At 48.3% G+C, this 19,405-nt stretch carries 14 protein-coding genes, 1 pseudogene and 1 riboswitch; of the genes and pseudogenes, 12 read left to right on the top strand and 3 right to left on the bottom strand.

The features are described from left to right. Nucleotides 1-37 precede the first annotated feature (37 nt). The gene (locus tag ABIN22_RS06885) at nucleotides 38-1,045 is read right to left on the bottom strand and encodes a YeiH family protein (protein WP_346907534.1); all 1,008 of its coding nucleotides are present in this window, start codon (nucleotides 1,043-1,045) and stop codon (nucleotides 38-40) included. 222 nt (nucleotides 1,046-1,267) lie between these two features. Here ABIN22_RS06885 and ABIN22_RS06890 point away from each other — a divergent pair, with 222 nt between their 5' ends. From ABIN22_RS06890 to ABIN22_RS06910, 5 genes are read left to right on the top strand one after another with little or no spacing between them, the layout of a single operon-like run. Then, nucleotides 1,268-2,161 carry a LysR family transcriptional regulator gene (locus tag ABIN22_RS06890; protein ID WP_109731625.1) on the top strand — a complete coding sequence of 298 codons (894 nt, stop codon included), beginning with the start codon at nucleotides 1,268-1,270 and terminating at the stop codon, nucleotides 2,159-2,161. A gap of 27 nt (nucleotides 2,162-2,188) precedes the next feature. Further along, the gene (locus ABIN22_RS06895) at nucleotides 2,189-2,938 is read left to right on the top strand and encodes an ABC transporter ATP-binding protein (protein WP_109731626.1); all 750 of its coding nucleotides are present in this window, start codon (nucleotides 2,189-2,191) and stop codon (nucleotides 2,936-2,938) included. Continuing rightward, a complete protein-coding gene (locus ABIN22_RS06900) occupies nucleotides 2,925-3,848 on the top strand; it encodes a SufB/SufD family protein (protein ID WP_346907537.1) in 924 nt (307 codons plus the stop codon). Before ABIN22_RS06895 ends, ABIN22_RS06900 begins: the two co-directional genes overlap by 14 nt. A 46-nt stretch (nucleotides 3,849-3,894) precedes the next feature. Continuing rightward, nucleotides 3,895-5,331 carry a DEAD/DEAH box helicase gene (locus ABIN22_RS06905; protein ID WP_346907539.1) on the top strand — a complete coding sequence of 479 codons (1,437 nt, stop codon included), beginning with the start codon at nucleotides 3,895-3,897 and terminating at the stop codon, nucleotides 5,329-5,331. A gap of 24 nt (nucleotides 5,332-5,355) precedes the next feature. Then, nucleotides 5,356-9,216, top strand: coding sequence for a PAS domain-containing protein (locus tag ABIN22_RS06910; protein ID WP_346907541.1), 3,861 nt, complete (start codon nucleotides 5,356-5,358; stop codon nucleotides 9,214-9,216). Between the two features lie 40 nt (nucleotides 9,217-9,256). Here the strand turns inward: ABIN22_RS06910 and ABIN22_RS06915 are convergent, their stop codons facing one another. After that, nucleotides 9,257-10,960 (bottom strand): sensor domain-containing diguanylate cyclase, encoded by a 1,704-nt coding sequence (locus ABIN22_RS06915; RefSeq protein ID WP_346907543.1) that lies wholly within the window; start codon nucleotides 10,958-10,960, stop codon nucleotides 9,257-9,259. A 161-nt stretch (nucleotides 10,961-11,121) separates the two neighbouring features. Beyond that, nucleotides 11,122-11,230, top strand: a riboswitch (TPP riboswitch). A 51-nt stretch (nucleotides 11,231-11,281) separates the two neighbouring features. On the opposite strand from ABIN22_RS06915, the gene thiE reads away from it, so the two are divergent. The 7 genes and pseudogenes from thiE (at nucleotide 11,282) to ABIN22_RS06950 (ending at nucleotide 18,300) form a co-directional block, all read left to right on the top strand. Beyond that, complete coding sequence (gene thiE, locus ABIN22_RS06920; RefSeq protein ID WP_346907545.1) at nucleotides 11,282-11,959, top strand: thiamine phosphate synthase; 678 nt, start codon at nucleotides 11,282-11,284, stop codon at nucleotides 11,957-11,959. A gap of 32 nt (nucleotides 11,960-11,991) precedes the next feature. Then, nucleotides 11,992-12,798 (top strand): bifunctional hydroxymethylpyrimidine kinase/phosphomethylpyrimidine kinase, encoded by an 807-nt coding sequence (thiD, locus tag ABIN22_RS06925; RefSeq protein ID WP_346908163.1) that lies wholly within the window; start codon nucleotides 11,992-11,994, stop codon nucleotides 12,796-12,798. A gap of 52 nt (nucleotides 12,799-12,850) precedes the next feature. Then, entirely contained in the window at nucleotides 12,851-13,729 is an 879-nt protein-coding gene (locus ABIN22_RS06930; RefSeq protein WP_109731632.1) for a DMT family transporter, read from the top strand. After that, nucleotides 13,726-14,448 (top strand): FadR/GntR family transcriptional regulator, encoded by a 723-nt coding sequence (locus ABIN22_RS06935; RefSeq protein ID WP_346907547.1) that lies wholly within the window; start codon nucleotides 13,726-13,728, stop codon nucleotides 14,446-14,448. The genes ABIN22_RS06930 and ABIN22_RS06935 overlap by 4 nt, the downstream gene beginning before the upstream one ends. 156 nt (nucleotides 14,449-14,604) lie before the next feature. Then, nucleotides 14,605-15,858 (top strand): annotated as a pseudogene (locus ABIN22_RS06940) (alpha-L-fucosidase); the annotation flags it as partial. Between the two features lie 156 nt (nucleotides 15,859-16,014). Next, nucleotides 16,015-17,079, top strand: a complete 1,065-nt coding sequence (tdh, locus tag ABIN22_RS06945) for an L-threonine 3-dehydrogenase (protein WP_118620736.1) — start codon at nucleotides 16,015-16,017, stop codon at nucleotides 17,077-17,079. Nucleotides 17,080-17,100: 21 nt separating this feature from the next. Further along, nucleotides 17,101-18,300, top strand: a complete 1,200-nt coding sequence (locus tag ABIN22_RS06950; RefSeq protein WP_109731636.1) for a glycine C-acetyltransferase — start codon at nucleotides 17,101-17,103, stop codon at nucleotides 18,298-18,300. A 155-nt stretch (nucleotides 18,301-18,455) separates the two neighbouring features. Here ABIN22_RS06950 and pepI read toward each other — a convergent pair whose 3' ends face one another. After that, complete coding sequence (pepI, locus tag ABIN22_RS06955; RefSeq protein ID WP_346907550.1) at nucleotides 18,456-19,337, bottom strand: proline iminopeptidase; 882 nt, start codon at nucleotides 19,335-19,337, stop codon at nucleotides 18,456-18,458. Between the last annotated feature and the right edge of the window lie 68 nt (nucleotides 19,338-19,405).

Below are 19,405 nucleotides of genomic sequence, written 5' to 3' on the forward strand. Positions count from 1 at the left end.
TAACGTCTGATTCCGGCCTTTCTCTTATGCAGAATTTTTACCAGATACCCATGAAATGCTGCATCAGCAGACTGATCCCGGTAATCCCGACCCAGCAGCAGAACCCGGTGAAGATCGGTTTTGCCCCGGTCTTGACGAGCGTGACAATATTTGTATTCAGTCCGATTGCTGCCATCGCCATGATGATCAGGAACTTACTCAGTTCTTTTAACGGCGCTGTGACACTGACCGGAAGATGGAATACGGTCGTTACAACAGCCGCAAGGATAAAGAACAGGACAAAATACGGGAACGTTTTTTTGAGACTGAAGGAAGATCCTTCGGTCTTTTTTTCCTTTCTTTCCCCATAGATGGCAAGGGCAAGGGTGATCGGGATAATCGCCAGAGTTCTTGTCATTTTGACGATTGCGGCAGCTTCCAGTGTGTGGCTGGCATGAATGCCGTCCCATGCCGCAGCCGCCGCGGTGACGGAAGAGGTGTCATTGATGGCGGTTCCGGCAAAGAGCCCGAAGCCTTCATTGCTCATGTGGAGCAGCCCGCCCAATGTCGGAAAGATCAAAGCGGCCAGTACATTGAACAGAAAGATGACAGAAATAGACTGTGCGACTTCTTCATCTGTTGCGCGGATGACCGGCGCTGTTGCCGCGATGGCCGAACCACCGCAGATTGAGGAGCCGACTCCGACAAGGATGGCATTGTTCGGATCCAGTTTTAAAGCTTTATACAGGATAAAGGCAATAATCAGGGATGTGCTGATTGTGCAGATAATGATGGGCAGTGACTGCCGCCCTTTTGCAAGGATTTCTGTCAGGTTCATGCCGAATCCCAGAAATACGACGGCAGCCTGCAGAATTTTTTTGGAAGTATAGGTGATACCCGGTTGTACGGTATCCTTCTGCCTGATCAGAAGTGTTAAGACCATGCCGATTAATATAGAAAAAACAGGACCTCCGATGACCGGCACCGCTTTTCCTAAAAACCAGGATGGCACCGCAATCATCAGACAAAACAAAAGCCCCGGTCCGTTCTTTTTCAAAAAGTTCATAATAAATATCCTCCATTCCTCTTACTAAGATAACATTTAAATTTCGCGGCAGTTGAGCTGATGGTATACAGTAACCATATGCATAAACTGGATAATTCTGGATGTATCCTGCCGTGTTCTTATAGTAGCATAAAAAAATTATAAAATAAAATTATATATCTTTATTTTATCATAAAAATATATTATGATAGAAATAGAAAAGCAGTGAGACGAGGGGGAACTATGCAGGATTTCCGGATGGAGACATTTTTGACCGTATGCCAGTGCATGAATTTTACAAGGGCGTCAGAAGAACTGAATATCACACAGCCAGCTGTATCGCAGCATATACGGTATCTGGAGAAGCACTATCAGGTCAAGCTGTTCCGCTATGAGGGGAAGAAGCTGAAGATGACTCCGGCCGGAGAGATGCTGCGCAGTGCGGCTATGACTATGATGCATGACGAGATTTCTCTGGAAAACCAGATCCGGCATTTGTCGGAAGGATTTCAGGATATCCGGTTCGGCGCCACGATGACGGTCGGGGAGATCGTTATGGCGCGGATCTTGAAGCGGTATCTCAGCGTGTATCCGGATGCGCATCTCCACATGGAGGTTGCGAATACACAGGAGCTGCTCCACAAACTGGACCACGGAGACATCGATTTTGCAATTGTAGAGGGGTTCTTTAAAAAAAGCGAATATGATTTTCTGCATTATTCAACTGAAGATTACATCGCAGTGTGCAGTCCGTCTTATCCATTTCACAGAAAGGTGAAGAGACTGGAGGACTTGTTTGACGAAAGGCTGCTTCTTAGGGAGCCGGGATCAGGAACACGTGAGGTGTTGGAACGCTATCTTGACTCTAAGAACTTTTGTGTGGAAGATTTCGTGAAAACAGCAGAAATAGGGAGCCTCCATACGATTAAGGAGTTGACAAAAGAGGGCTTAGGGATTACATTTTTATATGAAGTCGCAGTTCGTGAAGAACTGGAAAACGGTGAATTAAAGCAGATTGAACTAAAGGATTTTCAGATCAGCCATGATTTTACATTTATCTGGAGGCGCGGAAGTATCTACGCAGATACTTATCAGGCTTTATTCAGGCGTTTTTCTGAATTGGAAGCCAAACTGTGATTATCATGGAGAAAAGGAAGTGCAAAGATGTTAAAGGTAGAACATTTATCATATGACGTATCCGAAGAAGGCCGGCAGTCTGAGATTCTCTCTGATGTCAGCTTCTCGGTGGAAGACGGAGAGATGCTCGTTATCACCGGCCCGAACGGGGGCGGCAAGTCCACACTGGCTAAGCTTTTGATGGGGATCAACAGGCAGACGGCAGGGAAGATTTATCTGGATGGGACGGATATTACGGACATGTCGGTCAATGAACGGGCAAAAGCAGGCATGGGGTTCGCATTCCAGCAGCCGCCGCGTTTCAAGGGGATGACCGTAAGACGGCTTTTATCTCTGGCGGCAGGAACAAAGCTTTCCGAAGATGAGTGCTGTTCACTCTTAAGCAGCGTGGGATTGTGTGCGATGGAATATATTGACAGGGAGGCAGATGCGACGCTTTCCGGCGGGGAGATGAAGCGTATCGAGATTGCGACGGTACTCGCAAAGAAACACGACATCTGTATCTTTGATGAGCCTGAGGCAGGAATCGATCTATGGAGCTTCTCCATGCTGATCAAACGTTTTGAGAAGATACACAAAGCCAAGAAGGAGAGCCTGATCCTGATTTCCCATCAGGAGCGTATCATCCAGATGGCTGACCGTATTATGGTCATTTCAGACGGAAAGGTAGAATCTATAGGGGCTGCCAAGACGGTCATGCCGCAGCTTTTTGGGCAGGAGGCAGAGTCATGCACATGCGGCATGCAAAAGGGAGGTGAGATCTGTGAAGCTGAATGAAGTAGCGGAAAACGTACTCAAAGTCATTGATTCTTATGGTTTTAAACAGGAAGGGGCCTTTAACCTCCGCCTGAACGGCATGGCAGTGTGCCACGGTGACAGCCGCCATATCAGGATCGTAAAAAAAGAAGATAAGCCGGGGATTGATATTTATATCAGTGGGGAGGCAGAACAGGAGCAGGTCCACATACCGGTCGTTATGTCCGAGCCGGGCATGAAGGATGTTGTTTATAATGACTTTTATATAGAAGACGGGGCGGACGTCACAATCGTGGCCGGCTGTGGAATCCATAACGACGGATGCAGCGAGAGCCGCCATGATGGAATACACGCCTTCCATGTAGGGAAGAAGGCGAATGTGAAATACGTGGAGAACCATTATGCGGAAGGAACGGGAAGCGGGGATAAGGTGCTGAACCCTGTCACCAAGATTTATGTGGGCGAGAATTCAGTATTTACGCTGGAGACCACGCAGATTAAAGGCGTAGATTCCACAGAGCGGGAAAGCTTTATCGAACTGGCAGAGGGAGCGAAGCTGTATGTAACAGAGAAGCTTATGACGCACCGGGCACAGACCGCGGTTTCGAATATGGATGTGCAGTTAAATGGTGAGAACAGTTCAGCCAGAATCGTTTCACGATCCGTTGCGAAGGGGACATCCAGACAGGTATTCCACCCGAAGGCAGTAGGAAATGCCCTGTGCCACGCCCATGTGCAGTGTGATTCCATCATCATGGATCAGGCCCGGATCAGCTCGATCCCGGAAATCAATGCGAATCATGTAGATGCCCAGATCGTGCATGAGGCCGCGATCGGAAGGATCAATAGTGAGCAGCTGACAAAGCTCATGACATTCGGACTGTCAGAGGAAGAGGCAGAGGCGGTAATCATAGAAACATTCCTGAACTGATCCATGCAGGAAGGAGCAGTGCCAGGAATGAAGAAGGAAAAAGTGAATGACAAATGAATTTAACAATTACAGGCTCTCAGAAGATATTCTGGAAGCACTAAACGGTCTGGGATACAGAGAACCGACCAGAATACAGCGGGAAGTGATTCCGCCTATGCTTGCGGGGAAGAATGTTATCGTAAAAGCCCCCACAGGCAGCGGGAAAACGGCCGCGTTTGCCATCCCTGTCTGTGAAGACATTAGGTGGGAGGAAAATGCACCCCAGGCACTGGTGCTGGAACCGACCCGTGAGCTGGCAGTTCAGGTCAGCGAGGAACTGTTCCATATCGGAAGAAAAAAGCGTCTGAAGTCAGTGGCAGTGTTCGGCGGTTTTCCCATCGACAAGCAGATCCGGTCGCTGCGCCAGAAGTCCCATATCGTGACAGGGACGCCCGGGCGTATGATGGATCACCTTGAAAGAGGGAGTCTGAAGCTTGCTAAAGTAGAATGGCTTGTAATAGATGAGGCGGACCTGATGCTTGACATGGGATTTATAGACGAAGTGAAGAAGATTCTCTCTCTGGTCCCGGCAGGCTGCAGGGTATCGCTGTTTTCTGCAACACTGAAACCGGAGATTCAGGAACTTGCCGATGGATATATCCCGGATGCAGATCTTGTGTTTCAGGAAGCAGAAAATGTGCAGGAACCAGTAATTACTGAGAAACTGTATGAGACAGACCAGGAATGCAAGTATGAAACCCTGCTTGATGTCCTTATCGACGAGAACCCGCAGAGCTGCATGATTTTCTGCGGTACAAGGGAGATGACAAATGTCCTTTTCCAGAAGCTCCGGAGAAGGCGGATATTCTGTGGGATGCTGCACGGCGAGATGGAGCAGAGGGAGCGCCTGAAGACAGTAGACGCATTTAAGAGGGGCTGTTTTCGTTTCCTGATTGCAACAGATGTGGCGGCAAGGGGGATTGATTTTGAACAGATCACCCATGTGGTGAACTACGATTTCCCGACCGGGAAGGAAACCTATGTGCACCGGATCGGCCGGACAGGCAGAAATGGCAGATGCGGTACGGCCGTCAGCCTTGTGACTGTTGATGACAGAAGGATGCTGGAACAGGTGGAGAGGTATACAGGGAGGGAGCTTCCGGTAATTAAGGTGCCTCTGGCAGGGGAAGAAAAGGAAAAAGCATTCTGGAAATCCCAGCGTATCAAAACAGAAGCAAAACCCAAAAAAGGAGCTGCCCTGAATGAAGGGATCACCCGCCTGTCAATCGGGGGCGGTCGTAAATCCAAGATGCGTGCCGGAGATATTGTAGGGACGATCTGTAGTATTGAGGGGATGGAGGCGTCCGATATCGGCATTGTGGATATCAGGGAGAGCATAAGCTATGTGGAAGTTCTGAACGGGAAAGGAAATCAGGTGTTAGAATCTCTGCAGGCGAAACCAATCAAAGGGAAGATACGTAAAGTCAGAAAAACAAGGCTGTAGCCAGCCTGAGAAAGAGGTGGGGATATGATCCAGCCAGGAGATGCAGTCAGAGCGGTCAAGAGGTTTTTCGACGCGTATCTGACCCAGAGAGATATAGAAGCAACAATGGACTGCCTGACAGAAGAGGTACAGTGGGTCGGGACAGGCAGGTCGGAAATGGTTTACGGAAGGGAACAGGCAAAGCAGGCTCTGCTTATGGAGTTCTCACAGGCACCGGGATCATGCCATATTGAATATGAAAGTCTGGAAGAGGTCCTGATCTCAGAACGCTGTGCCGCTGTTCTGCTTACAGCATCTGTATATCCGGACGAAATGGACGCGGATATAATCTGGTTCCGGGTCAGTGCGGTCTGTGTGTCACAGAAGGATGAAGAATGCCGGATTGCAGCGGTTCATGCGTCAACCCCCGACAGCCGGCAGGAGGAAGGGGAATTCTTCCCGGCCTCAGGTCTCAGCCGTTTCGAGATGGAATACCAGCTGGGGAGCAGGGCACTTGACATTATAGGAAGGAGCATCCCCGGGGGAATGATGGGTGCCTATATGGAGCCGCCGGATTTCCCTCTTTATTATATCAATGATTTTCTGCTGGATTATCTGGGATATACATATGAAGAGTACACAGAAGCCATTGATGGTAAACTGATTAATTGTGTACACCCGGAGGACCGCGGGCTGGTTGAAAGTATTGTGACAGATGCCTGTCTGGGGGACAGGCCTTATGAAGTGCAGTACCGGATGCGGAAAAAGGACGGCAGTTATATCTGGGTGAATGATGTAGGAAAACTGGGGCGTTCCGAGGACGGGCGTGATATCTGCCTCAGTGTAGTGCGTGACATTACTGTGGAAATAGAGTCGAGGCAGCGCCTTGAGGAGCAGGCAGAAGAACAGAAACGGCAGGCAGGACAGTATGACCATCTGTTCCAGTCAGTCCTGTGCGGGATCGTACAATACCGGCTCACTGACGGCCGGGTTGTTTTCATAAGGGCGAACAGGGAGGCAGTCCGTCTGTTCGGTTATACGGAAGAAGAATTCTGGAAGATCAAAGAGTGGGATCTGGCGGGCCTGGTTGTGGAGGAGGACCGTGACCAGGTTCTCCGGGAGGCACGCGGCCTGCAGAAGCCCGGTGATATGAGGCGGTTCGAGTACAGGGTACGCCAGAAGGACGGCACCCCCTGCTGGATCATCGGAAGTGCGGAGGTGCTGGAAGATAGAGAAGGCAATGTATATATCCAGAGTGTATATCTTGATATTGATGCCCGGAAAAAAGCGGAACTGCGCAGCAGCAGGCTGTCGGAGCAGGTAAAAGCCAGCAATGAGATCATCCACCTCGCACTGGAACATACGACCACCTGTGAATTTTATTACTATCCCGAGACAGAAAAATGTGTGGTACCGAAAAGAACATGCGAAATGTACCAGTGTCAGGAGCTTTACGAGAATATGCCTGAGAGTATCGCCCGGGATCTGGTGGACGCAGAATTCAGACCTGCTTTTTATGAGATGTACGAGAAGATTCATAAGGGGGCTAAGACAGCTTCCTGTGAATTCCGGGGGAGGAACGGCTCTTTCTGGTGCAGGGAGACCATGTCTGTAATTATAAGTGAGGAAGACAAAACCCCCAGACTTGTGATTGGGATTGTAGAGGACATCACCCGCCAGAAGGAGGCAGAGGCGGCCCTTCTGGAGACCCGTTCAAGGGACAGCCTTACCGGGCTGTACAAAAAAGAAATCGGCATTGCCTGTGTTCTGGACTTCTTAAACAACAGAGAACCCGGTGACCACGGGGTCATGATGCTGCTTGATATGGACAATTTCAAAGATATCAATCATAAGGAAGGCAGTATTTTTGCAGATGCCATCCTGCAGGAGGTCGCGGACATCCTCCGTGCGGAGAGCGGGCCGGATGATATTCAGGTTCGTCTCGGCGGTGACGAGTTTATGCTTTTTTATAAACACAGCAATAAGTGTGAGGCCACTGTCAACGGCCCGCGCATCGCAGGGTTGGTCCGCAATATCCTGACGAACACGGAAAAAGACGTTCATGTATCAGTCAGCATCGGAATGTGCAGTACCGAAGTCTGTGATGATTACAACGGGCTTTACCGGTGTGCAGAGAGTACCTTGAAATATGTAAAGGAAAATGACAGGGGCAAGGCGGCATGTTATCTGGATACGTCCAATGAACTGGGGGTTTTCTTAACGCAGCTGTACACAGAGGAACATCTGGTAAATGATATTGAGGCGGGAGGGCCTGCGGCTTCAGCCGATCTGGTATCCTTTGCGCTCGATCTGCTGGGAAAGGCGAAGAACCTGAATGACGCTGTTTTCCTGCTGCTAGCGAGAATTGGGAAGACTTACCATTTCGACAGGGTCTCGATTATTGAGGCAAGCAAAGCTTATTTAAGCTATCACTTTTCCTACCAGTGGGCACGTAACAGGGCTGACCTCCAGCTGGGGCAGGATTTTTATGCTTCGGAAGAAGACTTTGATATCTGTGCACATATGTATGATGAGGATGGTCTGGCTCAGGAGAATGTAAGAGAGGGAATTTCCCGTTTTCCATCCTGCCTTCATGCGGGTATCTGGAATTACGGGGAATATGCGGGGTCAATGAGCTTCGAGGTGGATCAGGAAGGGTATGAGTGGACGAAAGAGCAGAGAAAGCTTTTGAAGGAACTGGTCAAGATTGTCCCGTCGTTTATCATGAAATCAAAAGCAGATGCGGTCAGTCAGGCAAAAACGGATTTCCTTTCCAGAATGTCCCACGAAATCCGGACTCCCATGAACGCGATCAGCGGCATGACAACGATTGCAAAAAGTGTGCTCGGTGACAGGGAAAAGACGCGGGAATGCCTGGAGAAAATCGAATCGGCCAACACGTACCTGATCGAGCTTATTAATGACATACTGGATATGTCACGCATTGAGAGCGGCAAAATGGAATTGGGCTACAGTGCCGTGGATCTGTCAGAACTGCTTAAGAATCTGGAGTCCATGTTCCGTGTGCAGGCGGCAGAAAAGCATCTGTCTCTGCTGTTTGAAAATGAATATCGTAAGAGATGCTGTCTGGCAGCGGACAGCCTGCGGCTGAATCAGGTACTGGTCAACATTATCGGAAATGCAATTAAATTTACAGATCAGGGAAGTGTAGTTGTGCGCGTAGAGACACTGGAAGAGGAGCCGAAAGCGGTGCTGCGTTTTTCCGTGACAGATACCGGCATCGGAATAGAAGAGGCAGCGATGTCGCGCATTTTCAATGCCTTTGAACAGGCAGATTCTGCAACGGCGGCTGTGTACGGCGGGACGGGGCTGGGCCTTTCCATATCCAGCCGTCTCATTCAGATGATGGGCGGGACACTGGAAGTACGCAGTGAAGTTGGAAAAGGATCCGAATTTTTCTTTACCCTGATACTGGATTATGCAAAAGAAGAGAAAAAAACGGATGAACAGGATGAGCAGCAGGGTCCGGTTATGGACTTTACTGGATGCCATATTCTTTTAGCAGAAGACAATGAAATGAACAGTGAGATCGCAAAGACGATCCTCGAGATGCATGGATTCACAGTCACCTGTGTATCTGATGGACTTGGGGCGCTGGAGGCATACTGCCGGGCAGAGCCTGGGACGTACGATGCGGTGCTGATGGATATCCGTATGCCTGTAATGGACGGTCTGGAGTCTGCCCGCAGGATCAGGACATCCCGCCGGGCGGATGCCAGATCAATACCGATCATTGCACTTACTGCCAATGCATTTGATGAGGATACGAAAAAATCAATGGACAGCGGTATGGATGGACACTTATCAAAACCGATTGACGTAGATAAGATGATGGAGCTCTTAGGAAGATGCATTTCAAGGAAAAAGAAGTTAAATCAGATATAAAACGGGCCCCGGAGTGTATCCGGGGCCTTTGCATTACTGTTTAATTTTCATCAATACACCTGTGTATCTGCTCCCGGTATACTGCCTTATCCTTGTACATTTCCATGTCTGATTTCCTCAACAGCAGATTCATGGCATTCCCACAGGCGGCCTCAGATGATGCATAGCCTGAAGAAACGGAAAAGGAAAATTCACAGGTTTCATTTTCCCTGTCGATCCGGTCTTTTAGTTTCTCAATGAGGCCGGGCAGATCCACGCCCGGGGACTGAATGACCACGACAAATTCATCTCCGCCTATGCGGAAGACCCGTCCCAGTCCCTGAAAAGTATCTGTAATGCACAGGGCTGACGCCTTTAAGATGATGTCGCCGGCTTTATGTCCGAAGGTATCGTTCGTAACTTTTAAATTATTGAGGTCAAAGGAACAAAGCGAAATAGGAACAGGCGTATCAAACCCCCGCATTTCGTCCATCAGGTTTTCAAACGCAAGACGGTTCTCAACCCCGGTGAGGAAATCTTTATAAGCAAGATCCTTGAGAATCTGGTGCTCTGTGTAATCACGCATGAAGGCTAGCATAACCCGGATACAGATATAAACCATGATTCCGATAAACATCAAAAAGCCATACCGCAGAAACCGGCTGTTGTCCGTCTGGGGCGATATGTAGAACTGAATCAGAGAAAGTAAGGCTGATACGATCAGCACGATCAGAGCTGCCAGCATAGGCCGGGCGTATGGCGACCGGTCCTTCCTGTAACGTTTCAACAGGAATATGAGAAGTACAATTACACTGAATACAATCAGGAAATGTGTAACAGGGAGCATTTCTACAAAACTGAAGATATTGAGTGAAAATAAAACACCCTGTACCATTATATTAAGCAGCAGAAGGAATTGTATCCTGGTCAGTATGCCGTATTTATCGGGGCAAAGTTTACCGACAAATGAAAATACAGGAATTGGCAGAGACATAAAGCTATAAAAGGAAAGTACACATACAATGACCGGGTTCTTCCAGAATAACTGCGGCAGCTGGGAATCTGTGAAAACCCAGATTACAGATAATAAAAGAAGAAATGCCAGAGGACGCAGCATGCTGCAGCCCTCCCATCTGCCTCTGTTCTTCTGCCACAGATAAAGGGCCAGCAGGCATATGCCGGTAATGAGCATGAAAAACAGGCTTATAATCAATTCTATATGAGAAAAAAGATAGTCTGTGATGTAAGCGCTCCCCGTGCCAAGTTTAATGGAATTCAAGCCGGTTTGAAGAAGCTTGTAAGGCTGATAGACTTCAATCGAAACGGTCTGTCCGCCCATGTCTGTATTCAGGGGAATCTGGGCAGTAAAATGTCCTGTCATACCTGATGGCGCCTGAATCTTGCCGGCAGAATAGTCATAGATACATAAATCATTGACAAATACTTTGATATAGGTGTAGTTCACTTCAATGAAAAGGCAGTCATAGTCCGTGAGCTCCGGCAGTGTTTTAGAAAATGTCACGGGACCCTGAGAATCTTCTTTCCATTTACTGATCTCGGGAATTGTTGTTATAGTTCCTGAACTGTCGGCAATGTACCAGTCTTCAGAAAAAGAACGAATTCCGGAGTCCTGAAACCGGCTGTATGGTGCATCATTCTGTAAACAGGAGGACACGATTGAAAAAGTATATATAAGAAGGGTGAGCAGGATGACTCCCAAATAGATATGCCCGGACTTATTTACTTTTTGGCCTGGTTCATTCATGAATGCTCCTCCTTTCTACTGCAATTCGCTTTGACTGATATTATATCATACTTTCGAACCGGTGTGAAATGAAAATAGAGGCAGGCAGAGTTTCATAATCTTAAAAAACTATTGAGTCTGTGGTTGAAAATATTGATGGAAAGTGTATAATTAAGAACGATGATATGAAAAAGGGGAGCCTGCGTAAGCAGGCTGAGAGTAAGCTGGTATTGCTTAGACCCGTAACCTGATTTGGATAATGCCAACGTAGGGAGATATGGAAGCAGACTTTGCGGATATACCTGTTTTGGTATATCTGCTTTTTTATTAAGGAGGAATTGTATGGAAAGGATTTTGGGAACAGCTAAAGGGAAGAAGACTAGGTGCCGCAGGGAAAGCATGCTTTTGTACGCGGTGACTGACCGCACATGGCTTGGGGACGCCACGCTTGCAAAACAGGTCGGGGCGGCCATAAAAGGGGGAGTTACTTTTATCCAGTTTCGGGAAAAACATCTGGATAAGGAGGCTTTTATCAGAGAGGCTAAAGAAATAAGGGAGGTCTGTATGAACTATCAGGTCCCCTTTGTGATCAATGACCATGCAGATATTGCTGCTGCGATTGATGCAGACGGCGTGCACGTCGGCCAGAAGGATATAGATGCCCTGGATGCGCGCAGGATACTGGGGGAGGACAAGATCATCGGGGTGACGGCCCGGACTGTGGAGCAGGCCCTGCGGGCGCAGGAACACGGGGCAGACTATCTTGGGGTCGGGGCAGTTTTTCAGACAAACACGAAAGCAGATGCCGTAGAGGTGAAAAGAGACACGGTAAAGGCAATCTGTGAAGCCGTGGATATCCCTGTCATTGCAATCGGAGGAATCGGGGAGGACAATGTACTTCAGCTTGCGGGAAACGGGCTGTGTGGAATCGCGGTGGTAAGCGCCTTGTTTGCCCGGCCGGATATTGAACAGGCCGCCAGAAATCTCAAGCGGCTGTCTGAAAAGATGGTAAACCAATGAGAAACGGACAGGATAAGAAAGGAAGTACGGCTATGAAGACCGCATTAACAATCGCAGGGAGTGACTGCAGCGGCGGTGCTGGTATACAGGCGGATATTAAGACGATGCTGGCAAACGGGGTATATGCCATGAGTGCGGTCACGGCGCTGACGGCCCAGAATACGACCGGTGTGGCAGGAATTATGGTGGTGGAGACGGAATTTCTGAAGAAACAGATCGACTGCATTTTTACGGACATCCGGCCAGATGCGGTAAAGATCGGGATGGTGCCCACTGCAGGGCTCATAGAAGCAGCAGCAGAAAAACTGAAGGAATACCGGGCCGGTAACATCGTCGCAGACCCTGTCATGATTTCAACAAGCGGGGCAAGGCTGATCGATGAAGACGCAGAAGCTGTTTTAAAAGAAAAGCTGCTCCCTGCGGCAGCACTTGTTACCCCGAATATTCCTGAGGCAGAGGTCCTTTCCGGCCTTACGGTCCGGTCAGAAGAAGACATGGTGCACGCTGCTGGAATCATTTACCACAGGTACGGATGCGCGGTCCTTTTAAAAGGCGGCCACAGGACCTGCGATGCCAATGATCTGCTGTATCAGAAGGACGGGACACGGTGGTTTTTTGGAAAAAGGATTGAAAACCCAAATTCACATGGAACAGGATGCACCCTGTCCAGCGCGATAGCCTCAAATCTGGCAAAAGGATATGATCTGGAGACGTCTGTTGAACGGGCAAAAGAATACCTGTCAGGCGCACTTAGGGCCATGCTTGACTTAGGAAAAGGAAGCGGGCCTCTGGACCATGCCTTTGTAATGGGTTGCAGAAATTCAAAAAAGAACATATAATAATATATCGGCTCCGAAAATGCCGGTCAGACTATTGAGTGGGAGACGGTATATGAAGAAAAAATATTTAGGAATTATTTACATTGTATTATCCGCTTTTTGTTTTGCACTTATGAATATGTTCGTACGCCTGTCAGGTGACCTGCCGTCCGTACAGAAAAGCTTTTTCAGAAATCTGGTGGCGCTTGTCTTTGCATTCGCCATCTTAAAAAAGGACAGGGTCTGGTTTTCCGGAAAACGGGAAAATATCAAGTACCTGTTTCTACGCTCCGCAGCAGGGACGGTCGGGATACTCTGCAACTATTATGCGATTGACAGGATGGTCCTGTCAGATGCCTCTATGCTGAATAAGATGTCCCCGTTTTTTGTCATCATCTTCAGTTTCTTTATATTAAAAGAAAAAATAAAACCCCCGCAGATTCTAATTGTGGCCGGGGCGTTTCTGGGAAGCCTTCTGATCATCAGGCCGACGGCACATATTTTCCAGTCCCCGGCGGCACTGGTCGGACTCTTAGGCGGGCTCACGGCCGGACTGGCATACACTTATGTCAGACTGCTGGGTGAGAAAGGGGAGAAGGGACCGTTTGTCGTATTCACCTTCTCCACATTTTCCTGTGTTGTAACGCTGCCGTTCCTCATTTTCCAGTATCATGCGATGAGTGCCATGCAGCTTGTTTATCTGCTGTTTGCCGGTCTTTGTGCGGCAGGCGGGCAGTTCAGCATTACAGCGGCATACTTCCATGCCCCGGCACGGGAGATTTCCGTCTATGATTATTCACAGATTGTATTCTCCGCACTGCTGGGATTCTTCGTGTTCGGACAGATTCCGGACGTGTTAAGCTGGATGGGGTATGCTGTGATCTGTGTGATGGCAGTATTGATGTTCCTGTATAATAACCGTGGGAAAGACGAAGGGAGGACGCATGCATGAAAAATGGGATTTCATTAATTACACCGGTATCCAAAGACCTGCTGTATACCAAGATAGCAGATGCAGTCTCAGACTATATCAAGAATAACCACCTGATGCCGGGGGATAAGCTCCCTTCTGAACGGGAGCTCGCGGCAAGCTTCCAGACCAGCCGCCACACTGTTCGTGAGGCACTGAGGGTTCTTGAGAACCAGGGGATCATCTCTTCACAGATCGGCAGCGGGACCTATGTTGCACACGTCGAGGAGGAATCTTCCCTGTATCTGGAATCTGTTAAGATCAACTATCTGGAAATGCTGAATATTAAAACCGAGCTTGAAAAATACGCTATCAGTCTGGCTGCAGAGCGTGTAGCTGCAAAAGACTTAGAGGAACTGGAGAGCCTGCTTGGCCGGATAGAGGACAGCAGCCAGAGGGGTGTCTTTGAATCTGACACGGATAAACAGTTTCACTACCGTTTATCAGAACTTTCCGGCAATAAGATGCTGGCCCAGATGATTAAAAAAATGATAGAGGCATTTGATGAATATTACAGCATCCTGCCGCAGTCCACACAGCTGTGCTTAAGAACAGTTGCAAGGCATCGGGAACTGCTGGATGCGATCAGCCGGAAGGATACCGAAGCCGCAGCAAAGGCATGTGATGAAATTCTTCTGATCGACCAGACTCTGATCATGGAAAATAGGGGCTCACGGGACAGAAAAATGGAGGAAAAATGAGGGCAAATATGTTGACAAAAGAACAAACAATGAGTATGATAACTTTATAGAACAATTGGTTGGACCACTCAACCGGTATGACAAGTTAGGAGCGCCGCCCGGACATGTAAAACCGGAGTAAGGCGGGCAGAAAGTGGTGAAAGGAAGAGAAAGGAAGAAAGCATGAAAGACACGAGGCAGAAATGGTTTAAAGATGCAAAATACGGCCTGTTCATACACTGGGGACTGTATTCCCTTCTGGGAGGGGAGCACAAAGGGCAGAAGACAGAGCATATTGCGGAATGGATCATGAATTATCTTGACATTCCGGCAGAAGAGTACAGGGAGCTTGCGAAGTCGTTTCGCGGGGAGAATTTCTCGGCTGAAGATATTGTAAGGCGTGCGAAGGAAGAATGGGGAATGCAGTATCTGGTGTTCACGTCAAAACATCATGAAGGATTCGCCATGTGGGATTCCAAATGCAGTGATTACAATGTTGTGAAAGCTTCACCGTACGGAAAGGATGTCTTAAAAGAATTCCAGCTTGCATGCAGGAAATACGGCATGAAGTTCTGTCTGTATTATTCTCAGGCACAGGATTGGGATGATCCGGACGGATATGCATACGGCAAAGACAACAGTCATAAGAATTTCAGAAAGTATATGGACAACAAGTGTATTCCCCAGTTAAAGGAACTGCTTACAGAATACGGGGAGATTTCGATACTCTGGTTTGATACTCCTATGGATATGAAAGAGGAAGAATCCCGGGAGCTCATCGAACTTGTAAAATCATACCAGCCTGCATGTATTATCAGTGGCAGAATCGGAAACGGCCTGGGAGAATATCTTTCCACCGGAGATAATTTTATTCCGAGGCTCCCATATGAAGGTGACTGGGAAGTACCGGCTACATTGAATGACACATGGGGATTTACCAAAGATGACGAGAACTGGAAAGAGCCGGACGATATCCTGAGGCTCCTCTTAAAGATTGTAAGCAGGGGCGGCAACTATCTGCTGAATATCGGACCGGACGGGACAGGTAAGGTGCCGGAAAGATCCTGTGAGATTCTAAGTGAAGTAGGAAAATATGTCAGGGAGAATGCAGAAGCCATTTTCGGCACGAAACGTGTCGATCTGTACCCGTACGATCTGGAATGGGCCCAGCTTACCCGAAAGGACCATAAACTCTATGTACATGTGTTAAGGCCCCAGATGAGGATTGAACTTCTCAATGTTGCCAACAGGGTAAAGGGTGCATATCTGGTCAGAGATGGGCAGAAGCTTGTATGCCGTGCAAGAAAAATCTGCGAAGGAGACAGTATGGTTGAGGTAGACCTCCCGGCTGACCTGAAACGCGGGAGAAAATACGCGGTATGTATCGAACTGGAGGAAGAGGAACCAATATTCGAACCAATCCGCGGATAGAAAGCGGACAGAATCATTTATCAAGTCTTTCACGGGAAAAAGATTCGTGATATAATATAGGGCGTAGCAAGACTGCCTGAAGGGGATACATAAACGGCAGGATGCCGGAGTATTTTCATAAAAGAGGCAATTTGCAGAAAGAGAGGTGTTTTTCAAATGGAGCAAAATGGAAATCTGATGTGGGCACTGGTCAAGGAAAAGGCGGAGCAGGGCCTGTGGCTCAGACAGCGGGAAATCCCCGCAACAGGGAAGAACGATGTCAAGATTAAGATCCATAAGACTTCAATCTGTGGAACCGACGTACACATTTATAATTGGAACGAGTGGGCACAGAACACAATTCCGATCGGTCTCACGGCCGGACATGAATATGTCGGGGAGATCGTTGAGATCGGGGAGAATGTAGAAGGATTTAAGATCGGCGAGATGGTCTCAGGGGAAGGCCATATCGTATGCGGGAAGTGCAGGAACTGTCTGGCAGGACTGCCGCATCTGTGCAGGAACACGCAGGGCGTAGGCGTGAACCGCGACGGAGCATTTGCCGAGTATCTGGTAATACCGGCGAAGAATGTATGGAGATGCAGTTCATCCATTGAGGAAGAGTTATATTCCTGCTTTGACCCGCTCGGAAACGCAGTACATACTGCTCTGGCGTTCAACATGATCGGGGAAGATGTGTTAATCACAGGAGCCGGACCGATCGGCTGTATGGCGGCAGCAATCAGCAGACATGTAGGAGCCAGACACGTAGTCGTGACCGACATGAACGAATACCGTCTGGAACTTGCGAAAAAGCTTGGTGCAACCAGAACTGTGAACATTGGGAAAGAAAAGCTGGAAGATGTAGAGCATGAACTCGGTATGAAAGAGGGCTTTGATGTAGGGCTTGAGATGTCCGGAAACCAGGCCGGTTTCAATGACATGGTCAACCACATGAAGAACGGCGGAAAGATTGCGCTTCTGGGACTTCAGAAAGCAGATGCCCGCATCAACTGGGAGAAGGTCATTTTCAACGGGCTGACAATCAAAGGAATCTACGGAAGAGAGATGTGGGAGACATGGTATAAGATGACGACCATGCTCCAGAGTGGTCTTGACATCAGCGAGATCATTACACACAGATTCGACATCCGTGATTACGAAAAAGGATTCGAAGCCATGAACAGCGGCAATTCAGGCAAGGTAGTCCTGGACTGGACCCATATTCACGAAGAACGATAATAAAAGAGGGAGATTTTGGAAATGGAACAATGGAAGAACGGCTTATTAGACATTTACAGAAACGAGATCAAAGGAATTACAGACGACGGTCTGTTAAAGAATGAAACTCCCCTCTGCTCACCTCAGGGAAGAGAGATCAGTCTGGAAGACGGCAGAAAAGTAATCAATATGTGCGCCAACAACTATCTTGGACTGGCCGACGACCCGAGGATTATCGAAGCTGCAAAGCAGGCATATGACGAAAGAGGCTACGGCCTGTCATCCGTACGTTTTATCTGCGGAACACAGGACATCCATTTACAGCTGGAAAAGACAATCAGCAATTTCCTTGGAATGGAAGATACGATACTGTACTCCTCCTGTTTTGATGCCAACGGAGGTCTCTTCGAGACAATCCTGACAGCGGACGATGCGGTCATCAGTGACGAGCTGAACCATGCGAGCATTATCGACGGGGTACGTTTGTGCAAGGCAAAACGTTTCCGTTATAAAAACAACAACATGGAAGACCTGGAGGCAAAACTGAAAGAAGCCGATGAAGCGGGCGCGAGAATCAAGCTGATTGCGACAGACGGTGTATTTTCAATGGACGGCATCATTGCCGACTTAAAAGGCGTATGCGAATTAGCAGAGAAATACCATGCACTTGTCATGGTAGATGACAGCCACTCAGCAGGCTTCGTCGGAAAGACAGGACGCGGGACGGCAGAGTACTGCGGCGTGACAGATAAAGTTGATATCATCACGGGAACGCTCGGCAAGGCATTAGGCGGGGCATCAGGCGGATACACAAGCGGAAGAAAAGAGATCATCGACTTACTCCGCCAGAGAAGCCGCCCGTACCTCTTCTCCAATACTCTGGCACCGGCGATCGTAAAGGCAAGTATGGAAGTCTTCAAAATTCTTGAAGCGGATACCTCTTTGAGAGATCATCTGGAAGAAGTCACTGCATACTACCGTGAGAAGCTGACAGAGGCTGGGTTTGACATTATCCCGGGAGTACACCCGATCGTGCCGATTATGCTCTATGACGAGCGCAAGGCAACCGAGATGGCGTCCCGCATGATGGCAAAAGGAGTCTATGTAGTAGCATTCTCCTATCCGGTAGTACCGAAAGGAAAAGCAAGAATCAGGACACAGGTATGTGCGTCTCATACGAAGGAAGATATTGATTACATTGTAAAATCTTTCATAGAAGTAAGAGATGAAATGCAGGCATAATGCGTAACGGTCATGGCCGAAAGTTATCCGGTATTTGTTTAAATGAATAAATACCGGGTATTCTAAAAACAAAGAAAAACGGGAACTTTACACCATATAGTCTTAGGTGAAAGTTCCCGTTCTTTTTTGAAAAGCTGTCCCAATCAGATCACTGATTAGTCGTACTTCTCCATCCATTCGTTAACGAGCTTGCAGTACTTATCATTTTCTTCTACAAAGCACATATGTCTGCATCCGTCAAACAGCTCCCATTTGGAGTTCGGGATCAGGTCATACATTGTCTTTGCTACAAACGGTGTACAAAGGTCATTTGTTCCGTTGATGATCAGGGCAGGTTCTTTGATATCGCCAATCTTATCACGGTACTCCCATCCGCCGAGGCTTCCTGTCGGGTTGTACTCATTCGGTCCCCATCCCGCAACATAAGCTTCTGTACCGGATTTCTTCGGGCGGCGCAGGCATTCCGGAGAATCCTCTGTCACTTCACCTGCACAGTGGAGCAGCATGAATCTCTCATTAGCAGCAAGATATGCAGGATCATCGAAATTACCTGTCTCTTCAGCCTTTGCGATCGCATCCTGATCTTCCTGTGACATGAACTTAATCATACGGTGCTGCTCGTGAGCCCACAGCTCAGCAGCCGGAAGTGTACTGGAAAGGATAACGGACTTAACACCTTCTGGTTTGTAATCGCAGAGGTATTCAATTGCCAGCATTCCGCCCCATGACTGTCCTAACAGATGCACTTCGTCCAGTCCGAGATGCTTTCTCAGCTCGATCAGCTCATTGTCCCATGTCTTTGAGCACCATAGTTCCGGATGTCCGTCCACGTAAGAATTACCGCAGCCGATCTGATCGTAGGAGATGATAGCGCGTCCTTCCTCAGCAAGTCTGTCCAGTACTTCAAAATAGTTGTGTGTGGAGCCAGGACCGCCGTGCAGTAAAACAAGCGGCTTCTTGTTACCTTTGCATTCCCCAACGATGCGGTAGTAAGTCTTGTACCCCAGATACGGCATATAACCTTCAATGACTTTCATATATGTACCCTCCTTGCCGTTTTACGGCTCTTTTTAATACTTCTCCATTATAGCAGACTTGTCTTAGA

This window comes from Faecalicatena orotica, assembly GCF_905197545.1.
GTDB classification, from domain to species: Bacteria; Bacillota; Clostridia; order Lachnospirales; family Lachnospiraceae; genus Faecalicatena_A; species Faecalicatena_A orotica.